The 18548-nt window shown below is 60.5% G+C and carries 14 protein-coding genes and 2 rRNA genes; 5 read left to right on the top strand and 11 right to left on the bottom strand.

Features of this window, described 5'->3' with window-relative positions:
• Positions 1-58: 58 nt before the first annotated feature.
• The 8 genes from BLL36_RS11135 to BLL36_RS11100 form a co-directional block, all read right to left on the bottom strand.
• The gene (locus tag BLL36_RS11135; protein ID WP_076951483.1) at positions 59-1534 is read right to left on the bottom strand and encodes an efflux transporter outer membrane subunit; all 1476 of its coding nucleotides are present in this window, start codon (positions 1532-1534) and stop codon (positions 59-61) included.
• A complete protein-coding gene (locus tag BLL36_RS11130; protein ID WP_076951482.1) occupies positions 1531-2589 on the bottom strand; it encodes an HlyD family secretion protein in 1059 nt (352 codons plus the stop codon). Before BLL36_RS11130 ends, BLL36_RS11135 begins: the two co-directional genes overlap by 4 nt.
• Positions 2590-2603: 14 nt before the next feature.
• Positions 2604-4139, bottom strand: a complete 1536-nt coding sequence (locus BLL36_RS11125) for an MFS transporter (RefSeq protein ID WP_076951884.1) — start codon at positions 4137-4139, stop codon at positions 2604-2606.
• Between the two features lie 226 nt (positions 4140-4365).
• Positions 4366-5286, bottom strand: a complete 921-nt coding sequence (locus BLL36_RS11120) for a LysR family transcriptional regulator (protein WP_076951481.1) — start codon at positions 5284-5286, stop codon at positions 4366-4368.
• A gap of 51 nt (positions 5287-5337) precedes the next feature.
• Entirely contained in the window at positions 5338-6186 is an 849-nt protein-coding gene (locus BLL36_RS11115; protein WP_076951480.1) for an ABC transporter permease, read from the bottom strand.
• 12 nt (positions 6187-6198) lie between these two features.
• Positions 6199-7050 carry an ABC transporter ATP-binding protein gene (locus tag BLL36_RS11110; RefSeq protein ID WP_076951479.1) on the bottom strand — a complete coding sequence of 284 codons (852 nt, stop codon included), beginning with the start codon at positions 7048-7050 and terminating at the stop codon, positions 6199-6201.
• Between the two features lies 1 nt (position 7051).
• Positions 7052-8077: an ABC transporter substrate-binding protein gene (locus tag BLL36_RS11105; protein WP_076951478.1), complete on the bottom strand. Its 1026-nt coding sequence runs from the start codon at positions 8075-8077 to the stop codon at positions 7052-7054.
• A gap of 14 nt (positions 8078-8091) precedes the next feature.
• Positions 8092-8985, bottom strand: a complete 894-nt coding sequence (locus BLL36_RS11100) for a TauD/TfdA dioxygenase family protein (RefSeq protein WP_076951477.1) — start codon at positions 8983-8985, stop codon at positions 8092-8094.
• Positions 8986-9342: 357 nt separating this feature from the next.
• Between BLL36_RS11100 and BLL36_RS11095 the strand changes: the two genes are divergently transcribed.
• The 5 genes from BLL36_RS11095 (at position 9343) to BLL36_RS11075 (ending at position 15934) form a co-directional block, all read left to right on the top strand.
• Complete coding sequence (locus BLL36_RS11095; RefSeq protein WP_076951476.1) at positions 9343-10053, top strand: GntR family transcriptional regulator; 711 nt, start codon at positions 9343-9345, stop codon at positions 10051-10053.
• 327 nt (positions 10054-10380) lie between these two features.
• Positions 10381-11139, top strand: coding sequence for a DUF3050 domain-containing protein (locus BLL36_RS11090; protein ID WP_076951475.1), 759 nt, complete (start codon positions 10381-10383; stop codon positions 11137-11139).
• A complete protein-coding gene (locus BLL36_RS11085) occupies positions 11136-12092 on the top strand; it encodes a diiron oxygenase (RefSeq protein WP_076951474.1) in 957 nt (318 codons plus the stop codon). Before BLL36_RS11090 ends, BLL36_RS11085 begins: the two co-directional genes overlap by 4 nt.
• A complete protein-coding gene (locus BLL36_RS11080) occupies positions 12080-15457 on the top strand; it encodes an amino acid adenylation domain-containing protein (RefSeq protein ID WP_076951473.1) in 3378 nt (1125 codons plus the stop codon). Before BLL36_RS11085 ends, BLL36_RS11080 begins: the two co-directional genes overlap by 13 nt.
• A gap of 18 nt (positions 15458-15475) precedes the next feature.
• The gene (locus tag BLL36_RS11075; protein WP_076951883.1) at positions 15476-15934 is read left to right on the top strand and encodes an SRPBCC family protein; all 459 of its coding nucleotides are present in this window, start codon (positions 15476-15478) and stop codon (positions 15932-15934) included.
• A 46-nt stretch (positions 15935-15980) separates the two neighbouring features.
• Here BLL36_RS11075 and BLL36_RS11070 read toward each other — a convergent pair whose 3' ends face one another.
• From BLL36_RS11070 to rrf (BLL36_RS11060), 3 genes are all read right to left on the bottom strand, one after another.
• The gene (locus tag BLL36_RS11070) at positions 15981-17861 is read right to left on the bottom strand and encodes a methyl-accepting chemotaxis protein (RefSeq protein ID WP_076951472.1); all 1881 of its coding nucleotides are present in this window, start codon (positions 17859-17861) and stop codon (positions 15981-15983) included.
• Between the two features lie 351 nt (positions 17862-18212).
• Positions 18213-18328, bottom strand: a 5S ribosomal RNA gene (gene rrf / locus BLL36_RS11065).
• 110 nt (positions 18329-18438) lie between these two features.
• Positions 18439-18548: ribosomal RNA gene (rrf, locus tag BLL36_RS11060) — 5S ribosomal RNA — on the bottom strand; the annotation flags it as partial.

Genomic DNA, 18548 nt, shown 5'->3' with positions numbered 1-18548 from the left:
ACTCAATCAGGACGTGTCCTACAACCGATTGCCTACCAGTCGTAGGTGAGGCTCGACACTACCGTGCGTCCTTCGCCGTAATGGCACCCAGATCACTGGCGGTTTGCAGCGGATACACCGATTCCCACCCTCCGCCCAGCGCTTTGTATAAACCAACCATCGCCAGGGACACACCCGTCGAGCTTTCCACCCACTGCTCCTGCGTCGCCAGCAGCGCGCTTTGCACGGTAAGTACGTTGACGAAATCCACCACGCCTTCCACGTACTGCTGCTGCGCGGTGCGCAGGGCGATCCGGTTCTGGCGCACGGCTTCGGCGAGACTGTCGCGGCGCAGTTGGCTGGCGTTGTAGCGGGTCAGTTGGTCGTCGATTTCATGCCAGGCCCGCAGCACGGTTTGCTGGTACGCCAGCGCCGCTTCCTGTTGCTGGGCTTCACGCAGATTCAACATGCCCTGCAGTCGTCCGCCGTTGAACAGCGGCACGCTGAACTGCGGGCCGAAGGCAAAGGCGCGCGAGCCCCAGGAACCGAAATCCGACAGTTGCATGGCCTGGGAGCCAAGATTACCCGACAGGGTAATGCGTGGGTAGAAGTCACCTTTTGCCACGCCAATGTTCGCAGTGGCGGCGTGCAGCCGGGCTTCGGCCTGGCGAATATCCGGGCGACGCTCGGCCAGTTCCGACGGCAGGCCAATGGCAACCTGGCGCTGGGTTTGCGGTACGGCGGCGTCCTTGGACAACTGCGCATGCAAGGCCTGGGGCGGCTCGCCCATCAACAGGCTGAGGGCGTTGATCAATTGGTCCTGGCGTTGTTGCAGATCCGGCAGGCGTGCCTCGATGGCGGCGACTTGAGCGGCGGCCTCGGCGACGTCCAGGTCGGTCGCCACGCCGTCGGCCAAACGCAACTGCGACAGCTTGAGGCTATGGCGGGCAACGTCGAGGTTTTGCTCGGTGACGGCGCGAGTGTTCTGTACACCGCGCAGTTGGATGTAGTCCTGGGCGGTCTCGGCCAGGACTGACAGCAGCACCGCGCGGCGGTCGTTTTCGGCGACGTGCAGGGTGGCGTCGGCGGCTTCGGTTTCGCGCTTGACGCGACCCCAGAAGTCCAGCTCCCAGGATGCGGAGAAGCCCGTGCCCCATTGGTTGAACGCCGAACGGCCGTTTTCACCGGACGGGTCGTTCAAGCCTTTGCCGCTGTTGCGCTTGCGCTGGTAGGCCCCCGTGGCGTCGACATCGGGGTAGCGCTCGGCGGTGGCTACCTGACGTACGGCGCGGCTCTGTTCCAGGCGGCTGCTGGCCAGTTTCAAGTCGAGGTTGCCGGTGAGCGCACGACGCGTGAGCGCCGAGAGCTGCTCGTCGTGGAACACGCCCCACCAGCGCTCCTGCAACGGGTCGCTGACGGCACGGCTGGCCGCCTGGCGCCCCTGGGGTTGGCTCCATTGCGTCAGTTGTGGGCTGTCGGGTTTGTGGAAGTCCGGGCCAACGGTGCAGGCGCTCAGGCTGATGAGGCTCAAGGTAAGCCAGGCAATCTGTTTCATTGCTGGGCCACCTCATGCTGCTGCGCGGTCGGCTGGGTGTCGACGGTGGCTTCTACCGACATGCCGACCCGCAGGCGTTCGGTCAGCGCCTGGTTGGGTTCGAGGACGATTTTCACCGGAATGCGCTGCACGACCTTGGTGAAGTTGCCGGTGGCGTTATCCGGTTTGATCGAAGCGAAGGTCACCCCGGTGGCGGGTGCCAGGCTTTCCAGATGCCCGTTGAGCAGCTCACCGTCCAGGCTATCGACGCGCACCTGCACAGCCTGGCCGGCATGCATATGGGAGAGCTGGGTTTCCTGGAAGTTGGCCACCACATAAGCCTCCCCCAGTGGCACTACGGCGAGGATCTTGCTGCCTGGCGTCACATAAGCGCCAACCCGCACCGCACGCTCGCCGACCATGCCGTCCACCGGGGCGACGATGCGCGTGTACGACAGCTGATAACTGGCCATCTCCAACGCTGCCTGGGCGCGCTTGAGCCCACCTTCGGCGGCATTGCGCTGGGCGGTGAGGATCTCCACTTGCTTGCGTTCGGCCGCCAGCACCGCCGTGGCGTTGGCCAGGCGCGCAGTGGCCTGGTCGATGCGGGTCTTGGCTTGCTGGGCGTTCTGCACGGTGCCCGCGCCCACACCGGCGAGGTGGTTGTAGCGGTTCAATTCGTGTTCAGCGAAGGCCACTTCGGCACGATCCGCCGCGACAGTGGCCTGCGCCTGGGCGATCACCGAGCTCTGGCGTTCAAGGGTCGCGGCAGCGTTTTTCAGCTGGGCCTGGGCAACCAGGGCATCGGCGTCGGCTGCCTGGGCGGCGGCACGGAAATCGCGGTCGTCGATCAGCGCCAGCAGCTGGCCGGCCTTGACGCGCTGGTTGTCCTCCACCAGCACTTCCTTGATGAAGCCCGCCACACGCGGCGCCACCAGGGTGAAGTCTGCGGCGACGAACGCGTCGTTGGTGGTCTGGCGCTTGCTACCCAGCAGACCCGGCGCGGCCAGGTACACGATTACGCCAACCGCCAATACGGCGATAACGGAGACGGCAATTTTATCTTTGCGTTTCATGAACAGTCCTTCAATCAAGTCGGTGCGCGAGGCGGGAAGATCCGCGTGGGCATCCAGAAAATCAGCAGGATCAACGCCGCCGCGACCGCGGCCATGACGTAGTAGAGATCCGAAGAAGTCAGCACCACGGCCTGCTCGTGCAGACGGTGCGCCAAGCCCGGCGCGTCGCCGTCGACCAGGGGCGAGTTGCCCAGGCGGTCCACCAACCGGGTCGAGTGAAAGTGCAGGCGCTGGGTGGTCAAGGTATCGAGCACGCCCGTGGCGATCACGGCGGCCAGTCCCTTGATGGTGTTGAACCAGGCGGAGGCGAACGGGCCGTCCGTTGGCTGGATGCTGCCGGTGGACAGCATCAGCAGCGGCAGCACGGCCATCGGCTGCCCCAGAATCTGCAGCAGGTACAGCCCGTAGAAATCGTCGCGAATCCACGCCGAGGTCAGCTGCGAACTGCCCACGCAACACAGCACCAGCATGCCCAGCCCGATCCCCAATACCCAGCGGCAATCGACCCAGCGCAGGTTGCACAGCGCCGCCACCAGCGGCAGCGCGATCAATTGCGGCAGCGCCATCAGCAACATCACTGGCGCCGTTTGCAGCGGCCGATAACCTTGGACCTGGGCCAGGAAACTGGACGGGATGATGATCACCGAGGTCAGCACCATCAACACGCCCGCCAGCACAATCAAGGCAAACGAGAGGTTGCGCAGGCCGAGCATCTGCAGCTTGAAAAACGGCATGGGGTGCGACCACTCATTGAGCATGAACAGCACCAGCAACGCGCTGCCGCCCCACAGCAGAAAGGTGATCAGCCCCGATTCGAACCAGTCCAGGCGATTGCCTTGCAGGATGCCGATCACCAGCATGCAGATCGCCGGAAAGCCCAGCAGCAGGCCACGCCAGTTGAACTGCTTGAAGCGCTCCAGGCGCAGCGGGTCCTGGGGCAGCCCGTAGGCCACGGCGGCCATCGCCAGCAGGCAAGGCGCGACGATTTGCCAGAACGCCCACTGCCAGCCGACGTACTCGGTCCACAGCGCAGCCAGCGGCGTGCCCAGGCTTGGGCCGAAGGTGGCGGTGAGTGCATAGCCGGCCAGGCCGTAGAGCTTGACGCTGGCCGGCAGGAAGCGCAGCGCGACGGTCATCAGCATCGGCGGCAACGCGCCACCCGCCAGGCCTTGCACGGTGCGCAGCACCAGCAGACTTTCGTAGTTCGGCGCGAACGGGCACAGGATGCCGAGCAGCGTGAACAGGCCGATGGCGCACAAGGTGAAGCGGCGCAGCGAAAAGGTCACCGAGCACCAGGGCGCGAAGGCCATGGCGGACACCGAGGTGGCGGTATAGGCCGCAACCAGCCAGGTGCCTTCGTCAAAACCGATGGACAGCGCACCGCGAATATCCGCGAGCGCGACCTTGGTGACCATCTCGTTGAGGCCCGAAACCAGCACCGCCAGCAACACGCCGACCAGGCCGATGATAATGCGCGGGCCGAAGACGGGAGGAGTGATGGCGGTGGGTTTGGCTGCGGCCTCAAGGGCGGGTGCAGCGAGGGAAGTCATGAACAGGTAACTCGGAATGGTCAATACCCGAGCAGTTTAATCAGGTACATCCATGACAAAAAGTTACTTATTGGAAGGTTATAAGTGCGTCAGACGCAACTCTAAAATCCAGTGTTGATGCCTGTGGGAGCTGGCTTGCCTGCGATGGCGGACTGTCTGATACAGATTGGTTATTTGGCCCACCGCTATCGCAGGCAAGCCAGCTCCCACATAGACCGCATTCACTTTAAGCCGGTTGTGCTTCCAGCCATGTGGCATGGCAGCTCTCGCGCATGGTTTCACGCAGCCATTTATGGGCGGGGTCTTTGTCGAAACGCGGGTGCCAGAACTGGGCCAATACCAGCGTCGGCAGGGAGATCGGCAAGGCAAACGCGCGCAGCGGCAGTTTGAGGCGTTTGGCGCTCAGGAGCGCTTCCTTGGGCACCGGCAGGAGCAGGTCGGAATCGGGCAGCATGAACATGGCGCCGTGAAAGCCTGGGGCGATCATCGCCACGCGGCGCTCCAGGCCCTGGGCATTCAGTGCGGTGTCGATCGGCCCACGGGCAATGCCGCGCCGCGAGATGCTGATATGGGAATAGCTGGCAAAACGGGCGGCGGTAATTTCTTCATCGAACAACGGATGGTCTTCCCGCGCCAGGCCGACGAAGGTAGTGGAAAACAGGTTCTGCACCTTCACCTCAGGGCTTGCCGGCAGGGTGTTGCTCACCCGCAAATCCAGCCGCCCTTCGCGCAGGGCTTCGTCGTCGGTGTCGCCTTCGGGCACGAAGCACAGCTCGCACAGCGGCGCCATGCGCTCCATGGTGTCGAACAGGCGACCGCCATACACGCCAATGAAAAAGTCATTGGCGCGCACGCTGAAGCGGCGGCGCAACGTGCTCAGGTCCACCTGATCCGCCGAGCGAAACAGCAACGCTGCCTGCTCAACCACGTTGCGCACCTGGCCCTGCAACTGCAGCGCCTTGGGCGTCGGCACCAGGCCGCGACCGGCACGCACCAGGATCGGATCGCCCACGGCTTCGCGGATGCGCGTGAGGGTGCGGCTCATGGCCGCCGGGCTGAGGTTCATGCGGCGCGCCGCGCCGACCACGCTGCCCTCATCCAGCAAGGCGTCGAGGGCGACCAGCAGGTTCATGTCCGGTAGTTGCATGCCAGGCACTCGTGTTCGGTGGGGAGTGAACTCGGCGCAATCGTAGCGTATTCAGCGCTGCATGCCCCAGCGTTTCACTGTGAGCCGCTCGAACGTGTCAAACACCAGGTTCTCCACCAGCAGGCCGATCAGGATCACCACGGCCAGCCCGGCGAACACTTTGTCGGTATACAGCTCGTTGCGGTTCTGGAAGATGTACCACCCCAGGCCACCCTTGCCGCTGGTGGCGCCGAACACCAGCTCGGCGGCGATCAGCGTGCGCCAGGCAAATGCCCAGCCGATCTTGAGGCCGGCAAGGATCGACGGCAGCGCCGCCGGAATCAGGATGAACAGCACGAAACGCATGCCCTTGAGGCCATAGTTGCGGCCAGCCATGCGCAGGGTTTCGGACACCCCCAGGAACCCCGAGTAGGTATTGAGCGCCAGTGCCCAGAGCACCGAATGCACCAGCACGAAGATCAGGCTGTTCTGCCCCAGGCCAAACCACAACAGCGCCAGCGGCAACAGCGCGATGGCCGGCAGCGGGTTGAACATGGACGTCAGGGTGCTCAGCAGGTCGCGGCCCAGTTGGGTCGAAACCGCCAAGGTGGTCAAGGCAAACGCCAGCACGATGCCGATCAGGTAGCCCTTGATCAGTACGACCAGCGAGATATTCACCTTGCTCAACAGTTCGCCGCTGAACAAGCCGTCGTAAAGGGCGTGAGCGGTCTGGAGAAAACTGGGCAGCAACAAGTCATTGTTCTGGTAGCGCGCGATGGCTTCCCAGAGGATCGCGAGCACGATCAGGATCAGGCCCTTGCGCAGCCAGCCTTGTTGCCACAGACGCTGGCGCAGGGGCAGCTCGCGTTCCACAGGAACGCTGAGCAGCGGCTCGAGGGTGATTTCGTATTCCTGGCGCATGGGGTCAGCCCTTCAATAAGCGATGCGGATGTCGGCAAAACCCAACTCACGTTCGGCCTGGGGTGCTTCATCGAACAGCAGGCGATGAATCCGCCGCGCCGACGCCTGGAACGCCACGCCACCGAGGCTGTGCAGGTCAAATTGATGGCTGTGGATTTCCGCGCGCACCCGTCCGGGATGGGGCGACAACAGCAGGATACGATTGCCGACCACCAGCGCCTCTTCAATGGAGTGGGTGACGAACAACAGGGTAAAACGCACCTCTTCCCAGAGCAGCAGCAGTTCTTCCTGCATCTTGCGCCGGGTCAGCGCGTCGAGGGCGGCGAAGGGCTCGTCCATCAACAGGATTTTCGGTTGCATGGCCAACGCCCGCGCAATCGCCACGCGGGCTTTCATGCCGCCGGAAAGCGTGTGCGGGTAGGCGTCGGCGAAAGCGCTGAGGCCGACTTTGTCGAGGTAATGCAGCGCGCGTTCTTCGGCCTCGACACGCTTTAAGGTCTTCGAGGCCAGCAGCGGGAACATCACGTTCTGTTTGACGGTTTTCCACGGCGGCAATTGGTCGAATTCCTGGAACACCACGATGCGGTCCGGCCCCGGCTGTTCGACCATTTGCCCCAGCAAGCGGATCTCGCCTTCGCAGGGTTTGATAAACCCGGCGATGGATTTGAGCAAGGTGGACTTGCCGCAGCCCGACGGGCCGAGCAGTACGTAGCGGTCGGCCGGGTCGATCTCGAAACTCACCTGGTGCGTGGCCCGTACGACGCGCTCGGGGGTGCGGTATTCCAGGCTGACGTTATCCACCGCCAGCAACGGCGCGGCGGTGTGCAGGTTGCTGGCCGTGTGGCCTTGCAAGGGTGCGTTCATCTCAACTTCCTTGCAGGGGCTTGGCGTCCTGGAAGAAGTAGTCCTTCCATGATTCAGGCTTGTGTTTGATGGCGCCGACGCGGTAGAGGAATTCCGCCAGCGGATAGGTGTTCTTGGGCGTGACGCTGAATTCGAACTGCGGGTTATCGATGATTTTCAACAGTGCGGCGCGGTCGATCCTGGCCTTGGTCACGCGCAGGTAAGTGTCGGCCGCGGCGCCTTTATCGTTCTGGGCGAACTGCGCCGCTTCGGTCAATGCGTCAACGAACGCCTTGTAGGTTTTCGGGTTGTCATTGCGGAATTTTTCGGTGGCGAACAGCACCGTGGGTGAGTTCGGACCGAGCAGGTCGTAGGTGTTGAGCACCACATGCACGTTGGGGTTCTCCAGGGCCTGATCCTGGAACGGCGGGTTGGAAAAGTGCCCGGTCAGCTCGGTGCCGCCGGCAATCAGGGCGGCGGTGGCATCCGGATGCGGGACGGCAATGGTGTATTTGTCGAGGCGGTTGAATGCGTTGTCGCCCCACTGCTTGGCCGCAGCATATTGCAGGAAGCGCGACTGCACAGACACGCCCACCGCCGGTACCGCGATGCGATCGTTCTCGGTGAAATCGGCGATGGTCTTGACCTTGGGATTGTTGCTCACCAGGTAGTACGGGAAGTTGCCCAGTGATGCCACGGCCTTGACGTTCTGCTTGCCATAAGTGCGGTCCCAGATGGTCAACAGCGGGCCGACGCCGGCACCGGCGATGTCGATGGAGCCTGAAAGCAACGCGTCATTGACCGCTGCGCCGCCGGACAGCTGGGTCCAGTCGACCTTGATGTCAATGCCCTCCTGCTTGCCGTACTTCTCGATCAGGTGCTGGTCGCGCACGACATTGAGGAGCAGGTAGACGATGCCGAACTGTTCAGCAATGCGAATCTCCCCTTCTGCCTGCGCGGCCGCTGGCGCAACAAGGCTGCCGGCCAGCAGGCTGAGGCCCAGGCCGACGGTCGCGGCCAGGCGTGCATATGGAATTTTCCTGGACATGGTCATGCTCCGAATCAGAAAGGCGCGTCGCCCTGGATGGTGGTGCGGTACAGCTTGCGGCGCAGATGGCTCGGGCAGCCGGCAGCCAGGTGGATCAGCGAGCGGTTGTCCCAGAACACCAGGTCGTGGGGCTGCCAGTGGTGGCGGTAGATGTTGTGTGGCAACACGCTGTGGGCGTAGAGCTGGGTCAATAGATCGCGACTCTCGTCCTCCGGCAGGCCGACGATGCGGGTGGTGAAGCCCTCACTGACGAACAGCGCCTTGCGGCCGCTTTCCGGGTGGGTGCGCACAACGGGGTGCACCACTTCAGCGACCTGGGCAAGCTGCTCGGGCGTCAACGTGGGCCGCCAGTTGCCTTCGAATTTGGTTTCGCTGTAACGCGCGGTGTAGGAATGCGCCGCGCTGCGCCCCTCAACAGCTTTGCGCAGGTGCTCGGGTAGTTGGTCCCAGGCTTTGTGCATATCGGCGAACAACGTGTCGCCGCCTTCACTGGGCAGCTCCTGGGCGTGCAGCATCGAGCCCAGGCTTGGCAGCTCCTTATAGGACAGGTCCGAATGCCAGAACTTGCCCGCGTCACCCAGCCCAATGGATTGGCCATTTTCAATGATGTTAGAAACGATCAGGATTTCCGGGTGGTGGGCCAGCAAGAACTGTTTGAGCACGTGGATCTGCAGCACGCCGAAGCGGCGGCTGAAGGCGATCTGTTGCTCAGGGGTGATGCGTTGGTCTCGGAACACCACGACGTGATGCTCCAGATGCGCGCGATGGATGCGTGCGAAATCCTGGTCATTGACCGGTTGCGACAAATTCAGGCCAATGATCTCGGCGCCGACACTGCCGGGCAACGGACGGATATCAAAGGTTTGGGTGGTGGCGGTCGCTGTTGGAACAGTAGAGATGGCGGACATAAGGTCACTCCCGGTCAGACAGGATGTTGACTTTATAGATATAAGAACAGCAATTTAAATACCGTTAGCGAATAACGATAGACAGGAAATGTTCTGGCGCGATCCCTCGCGGCTAGGCGTCCAGGGCTCATACTGCGCTGGCTTGATATTCGGGTGTCATCGCCATCGCCGCCTCGGAGGCAGGCAAGTTGAACGTGGCTGCGTAAGACTCGATAAACCTGGCTGTGGGTGCTCGGAGCGCCATGTTGAGCCGCTTACAAGCCGAAACCGTGCGGGTTTGACAAGCTTATGGGCAGCCCCTAGTGTGCCTTTGGATCCAATTAGCCACCCCATTATAATAAGGAGCGTAGCGTAACCGTGACGCATAAGCCGACCCCTTTGAACAGCATCAAGATCAGCGGACCTATTCCCGCGCATCTCGCTCGCTCCGTGATTGAAGAAACCTTGCGCAACGCCATCCTGGATGGTCGGTTGCCCTGCGGTACCGCCATGCGCCAACAGGAATTGGCCAGCTTGTTCGGGGTCAGTCGGATGCCGGTGCGTGAAGCCTTACGCCAGCTCGAAGCCCAGTCACTGCTGCATGTGGTGACCCACAAGGGTGCCGTCGTTGCACCGTTGATCGAGGATAACTCGGCCGAAACCTATGAACTGCGGATGCTGCTGGAATCTGAAGCGCTGCGCCTGTCGATTCCTTTGCTCACCGAGGCAGATATCGTCGAGGCGAACGCCATCATCGACGCTTTGGAACAGGAAAAAGACTACCGCGAGATCGGTCGCCTCAACCGGCTGTTCCACATGACGCTGTATGGCAAGGCCCCGAACCAGCGGCTGCTCAAATTGGTGGAACACGGTTTGAACGAGGAAGAACGTTTCCTGCGTTACAACCTCGAAGCGATGGGCCTGGGTGAGACTTCCCAGGAAGATCACCGCGAACTGCTGAGCCTGGTGGCGCAAAAGAAAACCGCGCAAAGCATCCTGACGCTGCGCAATCATTTGATGCGAGGCATGGAGGTGATCACGGCGTACCTCAATGGCTTGGATGTCGACAACATTAAACGCACGCAATAAAACACACCGCTGCTATTTCGAACATCGCTGTTGCGGGGCTGCCTGGCTAAGTATTAGCGCGCCGCCCCGTGGAAACTTCCCACCGACAACCAAGAAAGTAACTTACAGCGCATATTATTTAGAAAAACTTCTAACACATTTGTATGCTCGCCAACTTGTTTAACCCGCTTATTATCTTTTACTCCTGAACCAGACACTTCACTCGACGTTGCAGTCCTTTTATGGAGCGACCCTGCGCGTCGGCGGCTGGTTGATACCCACTCACTTCTTGCCAACAAAACACTTATCGCTGCGCTCACAGCAAACGCAACAATTAAGGCACCAACCATGCATCAACCATTACTTGAAACAGCAAAACTGCAGTTATGCAGCCATCCGTTATTTTCAGAAATAACTTCCCTGCGCAAGTTACAACTTTTTATGGAGAGCCACATATTTGCCGTCTGGGACTTCATGACCCTCGCCAAACGCCTGCAGCAGGACTTGACCTGCACTCGCCTGCCCTGGCTGCCACCTGCCGACCCGCAAGCCGCACGCCTGATCAACGAGATCGTGCTGGCTGAGGAGTCAGACCTGCATCCGGGGGAAGGCTATTGCAGCCACTTCGAACTTTACCTGGAGGCCATGACTGAAGTGGGCGCCAGCACCTTGCCTATCAACCGCTTTGTCGCGCTACAACGCCAGGGCGTAGAAGCAACTGCCGCCTTACAGGAGATCGAGGTGCTTCCCGGCGTAGCCTGCTTCGTCAGCGGCACCTTGCACCTTGCGCTGAACGCGCCGCCCCATTGCGTGGCGGCAGCCTTTCTGCACAGTCGCGAGCATGTCATCCCGACGATGTTCACGCGCCTCCTGAACGCTGATGAATGGGTCCGTCGCCAGGCACCTACCTTGTGTGCCTACCTCAAGCGGCACATCGAATTGGACGCCCAGGACCATGGGCCGGCAGCCGAACAGTTGCTGCAGCGCCTCGCCAGTGCGGACCCGGCGTACCCGCAACAGGCCAACGACGCCGCCCTGGCGGCTGTGGAGGGGCGTATCGCGTTCTGGGATGAAGTTCGGGCCTCGCTGCAAGCGGTGCACCTATGAACGCCGCCGACTACCAAGCTATTGCCAATGACTGGGAGCGCCGCGCAACCATCCGCACACGTCCTCGTCGCTTACTGGAGGACGATGACAAGCTGATCTATCCGTTGTGCCGCCAACCCTTGGTGCTCTGTGGGACATTCCTGGAACACTGCCCGCAATGGCGCGATTTCGTGCTGGTGCAAAGCTTCTACAAATTCATCAATGACGTCGTGATATTCGAGACCGAGATCGTCGACAAGACCGCGCGCAGCATTGCCAAGAATCAGTTCTCGGTCCCCTTCCCGCTTGCCTGTCGCGTTGACGCGATGACCGTCGTCGTGGACGAGGACTACCACGCGCTGGTTGCGCTGGATTTCCTGCAGCAAACCGTCGCCATGACCGGCATACAACCGTTGGAGCCGCCGCGGGAAATCGAATTGAGCCGCGCGCTGCCGGCGGCGCAGGCACAGGCGCCAGCGCGCTTGCGTGATGCAATAGCGCTGATTGGCGTGGCCATTGCCGAAAACACCGTGACCCACGATGTGGCGGCGTTTTCCAAGGACGCCAGCGTCAAGGCCTCCATCCGTGGCTTGATGGCCGACCACCTGTTTGATGAAGGCCGCCACGCCCGGTTCTGGACACGGCTCGTACGTTTGTATTGGCAAACTGCGAGCAACGACGACCGCGATAGCATCGCCCAGGTACTGCCTATTTTCCTGGCCCACTACCTGACGAACGATCTGCATAAAAGCTTCGACCTGCACTTGATCGAACACCTCGACATCAGCGCCAGCTTGCGCGGCGCACTACGCGATGAAGCCGCGGCGCTGGCCTTTCCCATCACCCGGCAGCACCCATTGATGGGCAATATCCTCAGCTTCCTGCAACACAGCGGTTTGCTGCAAACGCCGAGCGTGGTGCAAGCGCTGGACGCTTACCTGCCAGTGTCCCGGAGGGCGACATGCGGCGACTGACCATCGGATTTGCCGGCGCCAGCAGCGCCTTGGGCGCCATCAGGCAGGAACTGGAACAGTATGGTCATGCCTCGGGTGACGAGGGCATCGACCTTTGTATCGATGACGGCAGCCACGGAGCGCTGGATCACACCGGCCCAATTCCACGACTAAGCCTGCGCCTGGGTGTCGGCCCGGTAGCCGACTGCGGGCTGCCCGCGCTGCAACTACGCGCATATGGGCCTGGACGGCAGCTGTCAGCGGTACTGGACGTCGCGGACGAGCGCAACGGCAATGGCCAGCGCCTGCGCCGGCAGGTCACACAGGCGTTGGTGGAGTGGGTCGCGCTGCACGTCAGTGGGTTTTCGCGGGATCCTGAATATTTCTGCATGAGCGCCGCGGCCAATGAATGGCCCGAGCAGGGTTTGGGCGAGCTTGACGCGCTGGCTTTTGTGCATCGCTTCAACCGCACTGAAGACCCTGCTGCCATGCAGGAAGCCCAGGTGCCTGTAATCGAACGGTTGCAGGCCAGCCTTCAAACCTTCGCTGACCGGCCGGCGCTGAACATCGCCGGCAACCAAGTGCTTTATCGTCAATTGCAGCTTCACGCCATCGCGATCCAGCAGCGGCTGCAACCATTGCTGGAGACTGCGCAGACGTCAGCAGTGGTCGGCGTATGCCTGGAAAAATCCACCGAGTTGTACGCCAGTATTCTTGCGGTACTGGGCTGCGCAGCGGTGTATCTGCCGCTAGCGCCGGACCATCCTCCTCAGCGCCATTTGGTCATGCTTGAACATGCTGATGCGCGGGTATTGCTTGACGCCGGTCGGCATCCCTTGCGGGAGTGTTTCATTACCTTGGATGTCAGAAGTGTTGACCTGCGCGGCGCCGACTTGACGCGCCCACTGATGCGCCACCGGCCCGCGGCTGATGCTCCCTGCATGACGTTCTACACCTCGGGCACCACCGGCCACCCCAAGGGAGTGTTGCTCAGCCAGGCTAACCTTGCACATTTTGCGGCTTGGTTCAGGGCCTGTATGGAGCTGGATGAGCAGGCCCGCGTCCTGCAATTTTCGCCGGTGAGCTTTGACTCGTCGCTGATCGACATTTTCCCCGCGCTGATAGCAGGCGCCGAATTGATCGTTCCTGATGCGGAGCAACGACAAGATCCTCGGCAGCTACTGGGTCTGCTCCACCGGCAACGCGTCACCCATGCCTTTCTACCGCCAGCCCTGCTGAACATTCTGCCACCAGGAGAACCACTGGGCCTGAAGCATCTGCTGACCGGCGGTGATGTGTGCGAGCCCCATGTGATCGAACACCTGGCGAAGCAGTGCCGGTTTCATAACCTCTATGGGCCCACGGAGGCGACTGTGCTGGTTACCCATCGGACGTTGAACCCCGCTGATAGCAACCGCAACCTCGGCTACCCCATCGCCAACAGCCAAGTGCTGATTCTCGACGATGACCTGCAGCCGGTGGATGAAGAGGTGATGGGTGAGCTTTATATCGTCGGGCCGGGGGTGAGCCTGGGGTATGTAAACGCTGCGCAACAGTCCGCCCCTGCGTTCGTGGAGCTGGCCGTGCCAGGCGGCCGGGGCTTGCGGGCTTACCGCAGCGGCGATTTGGCAAAGTGGACCGCCGACGGGATCGTACTGGGGGGGCGGCGAGATGATCAAGTGAAGATCCGAGGGTTTCGGGTTGAGCCGCAAGAGATTGAACAGTGTTTGCGTAACAGTCGGCTGTATCGCCAGGTGGCGGTGGTGATCGATCGCGAATTCAGGATCCGAGGCTATGTCGCCCAACCTGAACCGGGGGCCACTGTGGCGGCCCTGCAGCAACACGCGCGGCAGTGGCTGCCGGACTACATGAGACCCGGATTCTGGAATTTACTGCCCTGCATGCCGTGTTCCGGCAACGGCAAAGTCGATCGCGGGGCGTTGCTGGCACTGCCGCTCTCGCCTACTGCGCAGGCTGACTGCTGCGCGGCACAAACCCCGCTTCACGTGCGGCTGACCTGTTTGTGGAGCGAACTGCTGGCATTGCCTGCGGCAAAAATATCTATCGACGAAAGCTTCTTCGATCTCGGCGGCCATTCGATTTTGCTGTCGACCCTTTTGCTGCGCGTTCGCGAGCAATTCGGCCGTAGCTTCGCGCTTAGCCACTTCATTGAGGGGCCGACGATTCGTACCCTGGCAACCTTGGTGGAGGACGGCGAACGACCCGATGCGCGCTTCAGCCAGGCCGCTCGCGATGCTCAACGGGAGTGGGTGTACAACACGCTGGCGGATGAACGCGCCGGCGATCCGCACCGAGTGATCGTGACGGGGGCCAACAGTTTTGTCGGTGTCCATATCGTCGAGGCGTTGCTCGCCGGTGGCGCAACCCAGGTGGCCTGCCTGGTACGCGCGGAACCAGGATATTCGGCGACGGAACGCTTTACACAGGCGCTGTGCGAGTATCGCCTGGAGCATCTGGACCTGAGCCGGGTGCAGGTATTCAGCGCCGATATCAGCCTGCATCGATTGGGTTTGGCCTGCGACGCTTATGACACGCTCGCCAAAGACTTCGGCGTGCTGATACACAATGCCGCTCAGGTCAATCACGTGATGGACTACGCGGCATTGGCCAGGGACAACGTCGATCCCATGCTCGAGTGCCTGCGCCTGTGCGAGACACACTGCAAAAAGGTCTTCAACTTTATCTCGACGCTGTCCGCTGCAAGCAGTATCGACACACAGGGCTATGTCCTCGAAGCACCCGCCGCCGCCACGTTGCCGCTGTACATCAAGAATGGCTACAACCTGTCCAAGTGGGTCGCCGAACGGCAATTGGGCCGTGCGGTGGAGCGCGGGGGCTGGGTGAACATCCTCCGCCCGGGCAATGTCAGTTTCAACAGCGTAACGGGTGTGTGCCAACCGCAAAAAAATCGCTTGATGCTGATGCTCAAGGGATCATTGCAACTGGGTCTGCTACCGCGACTGGCACTAAACTTCGACCTGATGCCGGTGGACTTTCTGGCTCGGTTCATTGCGTTCCACTGCGCCCGCTTTCAAGCCGACAACAGTGTATTCAACTTGCACAACCCACAACCTCTGAGCTGGGCCCGCTATCTGGATGCTTTCAGCCGAGCCGGCCACCGCTTCAAGCGGGTAAGTATCGCGCGGTGGCAACAGGCGCTACGAACGGTCGGCCAGGACAACGCCCTGTTTGGCGTGTTGGGCTTTTATCTCGGCCGCCTGGATGAAGATATTGGTGACACGTCGAAGATTCGCCATGAAAACGCGCGACAGGGGGTCCGGCAGATGGGCGCACGTTATCCTGAAAAAGATCCGGCGCTGTTGAGCAAAGGCTGCGACTACCTCAAGACCATTGGCTTTTTTTGAATGCCTCAGGACAACTTCATGAAACCGCTGCAACCCGATACGTTAATTCGCAACCCGAACGGTCTGCCAATAGTGGCGTCTGTCGTGGTCGACTGTCATGCGACGCGGCTGTGGAACATGGTGGGGCAATTTGCAGGCTTCGATGTGTTCATTCCTGACCTGACGCACATCGAGATGACGGGCACAGGTGTGGGCGCCTTGCGTACGAAGTTTTTCCGCGATGGCAACCGCGTGGTGGAGCAGCTCAATAGCCGGGACGAGCAAGCCATGCACATGACCTGGACCACTATCTATAACACGCTGGGCGTGGCCAGGTTATGGGCGGCGATCCAGGTGAAATCGCTTGGAGCGCAATGTTCCCAGGTGACCTGGACGATTATCGCGGAACCCACAGATGACGCGAACACAGGGTTTAGACAGTTTGTGCAAGGCTTCGTCGATAGCGCGTTGGACAACGTTCGCCGGATGCTTGGCTAAGCGGGCAGGAGCAACATGAATCGCTCCTGCCTGATCAATCAGCGGGTCAGATCTTGAAACTATCGACCAGTTGCTTCAACCGATTGGCCTGTTGAGACAGCGCATCGCAATCTTTCAGGGTTTCGTTGAGATTGGCCACGCCCTGCTGGTTCAGCAGGTTTATCTGGTTGATATCAACGTTGAGGGTTTCCACCACGGCGGTCTGTTCTTCGGTTGCCGCTGCGACGGACTGGTTCATGCCATCGATCTCCACGATCCGCTGCGTCACGCTGACCAGGCGCTCACCGGCCTGGTTTGCGACCTCTACGCTTTCTTCGCTGGAGACCTGGCTGGCATTCATGGTGGTGACCGCTTCACGCGAGCCCACTTGCAGCGACGTGATCATTTTGTGGATCTCTTCGGCAGACTCCTGGGTACGGTGAGCCAGGTTGCGCACTTCGTCGGCAACCACCGCAAAACCGCGACCGGCCTCGCCGGCGCGTGCCGCTTCGATGGCTGCGTTGAGCGCCAGCAGGTTGGTTTGCTGGGAGATACCTTTGATCACATCAAGGATGTGACCAATATTGTCAGTGCTGGCGTTCAGGGTCTCGATCTGGGTGCAGGACAGGCTGATTTTCTGCGACAGCGCCGACATTGCGAGAATGGTTTGCTCCACCACTTTGCGTCCATCGTCGGCCTGCTCGCTGGCACCACTGGCGTGCTGTGAAGCATCGGCAGCGTTACGAGCGATCTCCTGAGTAGCGGCGCCCAGTTCGTTGATCGCTGCAGCCACGCTGTTGGTGCGCGCGCTCTGCTCGTCCGAACCAATGATAGAAGCATTGGACGAGGCCATCACACGCTGGGACAAATCATGCACTTGGCGTGTAGCCGAGGACACCTCGGAAATCGAAGCGTGGATGCGCTCAACGAATTGATTGAACGCGCTGCCAACTTCACCGAACTCGTCCTTGCTGGTGACAGCCAGACGGCGGGTCAGGTCGCCCTCGCCCTGGGCGATATCCTGCATGGCCACGCCCATGGTGGTCAGGGGGCGCAGCAAGACTTGGATCAGCAGGCTCAGGAGTACGGCAATCGCGACCACGGCGATTAACATAGCGATTAATGCGGAAGTGCGAAACTTGCCCAGCGGTGCGTAGGCTTTGTCTTTATCAATTGAAAGACCGATATACCAATCTGCGCCAGGCAAGCCGCTGATAGGCGTGAATGACAGGATGCGGTCCTGACCATTGAGAACGACGTCCTGATTGACCCTTTCGATTTTTAACTGGGTGCCGGGGTAGATGTCCTTGAGGTTTTTCATCACCTGGTCTTCATCAGGACTGACGATGACCTGGCCGTCGCCGCTGACCAGGAACGCATGGCCGATGCCGCCGAAGTCCACCGAGTTGATGATCTTCACCAAGGTCTGCAGGCTCAGGTCACCGCCAACTACGCCGAGCAGTTCACCGTTCTTTTTCACCGGCATCGCGATGGTCACGATCTGCCCACCCACTGCGGCCATATAAGGTGGCGTGAGCATGGGCTTGTCTGCAGCTACAGCTTGCTTGTACCAGGGGCGCTGACGGGGGTCATAACCGTCGGGCATCTTTGCGTCTGGACGTTGCGTGAACACACCGTTGGTCTGGCCCACATAGGTGAACTGAAAGTTCGAGGTGAACGCGGATTGGTCAACCAGGCCTGGGAGGTCGGCACCACTACCTTGGTGGGCGACGTTTTGGGTGAGACTTTCGAGTACCAGTATTCGACCACTGAGCCAGTTCTGGACACTGCTGGCGGTGAGTTCACCGGATTGCTGGATGGACGACTCCAGGTTCTGCTTGATGGTGCTGCGCTGCAGGTAGTCGTTGTAAAGGGTAAATAACGCGAAGGCCAACACCACGACGCCTGACGCGGCCAACAGGATTTTATGGCTGAACTTGAGATTCATATCATCGACTTCTTTTTGCCAAAGGGGGTGAGCGTGCCGAGAGGAACATTCCATGTAAGGGTATAGGCAGCTTCTTTGGCCGCTCTATTTCGGTGCACGCATGGCTCTTCAGGCTTTCGGCCAAAGGTTGGCAAAACTTAGGGATTTGTAGGACATATGGCGTTTTTGCGTAGGAAACCGACCGGTGGTTGTCGTACAAGAATCCGCTTTGCGGGGGCAAATGCCTTGTGGGGCATTGCGCTACAACGGGTTAACAGTAAGTATTAACCCAGAGGCCCATTACCGGCGATTTCGCCGATCTAAACGACAAAACCCCTGTCTGCGTTAGCAGACAGGGGTTCTGGAATTTGATCTTGACGATGACCTACTCTCACATGGGGAAACCCCACACTACCATCGGCGATGCATCGTTTCACTGCTGAGTTCGGGATGGGATCAGGTGGTTCCAATGCTCTATGGTCGTCAAGAAATTCTGTATACCAGACCGTTGTGTGAACAACGTGCCGGTGAAAATTCATGGACTTCTACAAAAACAAAACCCCTGTTTGCATTAGCAAACAGGGGTTCTGGAATTTAATCTTGACGATGACCTACTCTCACATGGGGAAACCCCACACTACCATCGGCGATGCATCGTTTCACTACTGAGTTCGGGATGGGATCAGGTGGTTCCAATGCTCTATGGTC

Origin of the sequence: Pseudomonas cedrina subsp. cedrina, assembly GCF_001983175.1 — a bacterium.
In the GTDB taxonomy this organism is placed as follows: domain Bacteria; phylum Pseudomonadota; class Gammaproteobacteria; order Pseudomonadales; family Pseudomonadaceae; genus Aquipseudomonas; species Aquipseudomonas cedrina.
Note: the sequence above shows the minus strand (reverse complement) of the source record. Positions and strands in the feature narration are given on the sequence as shown.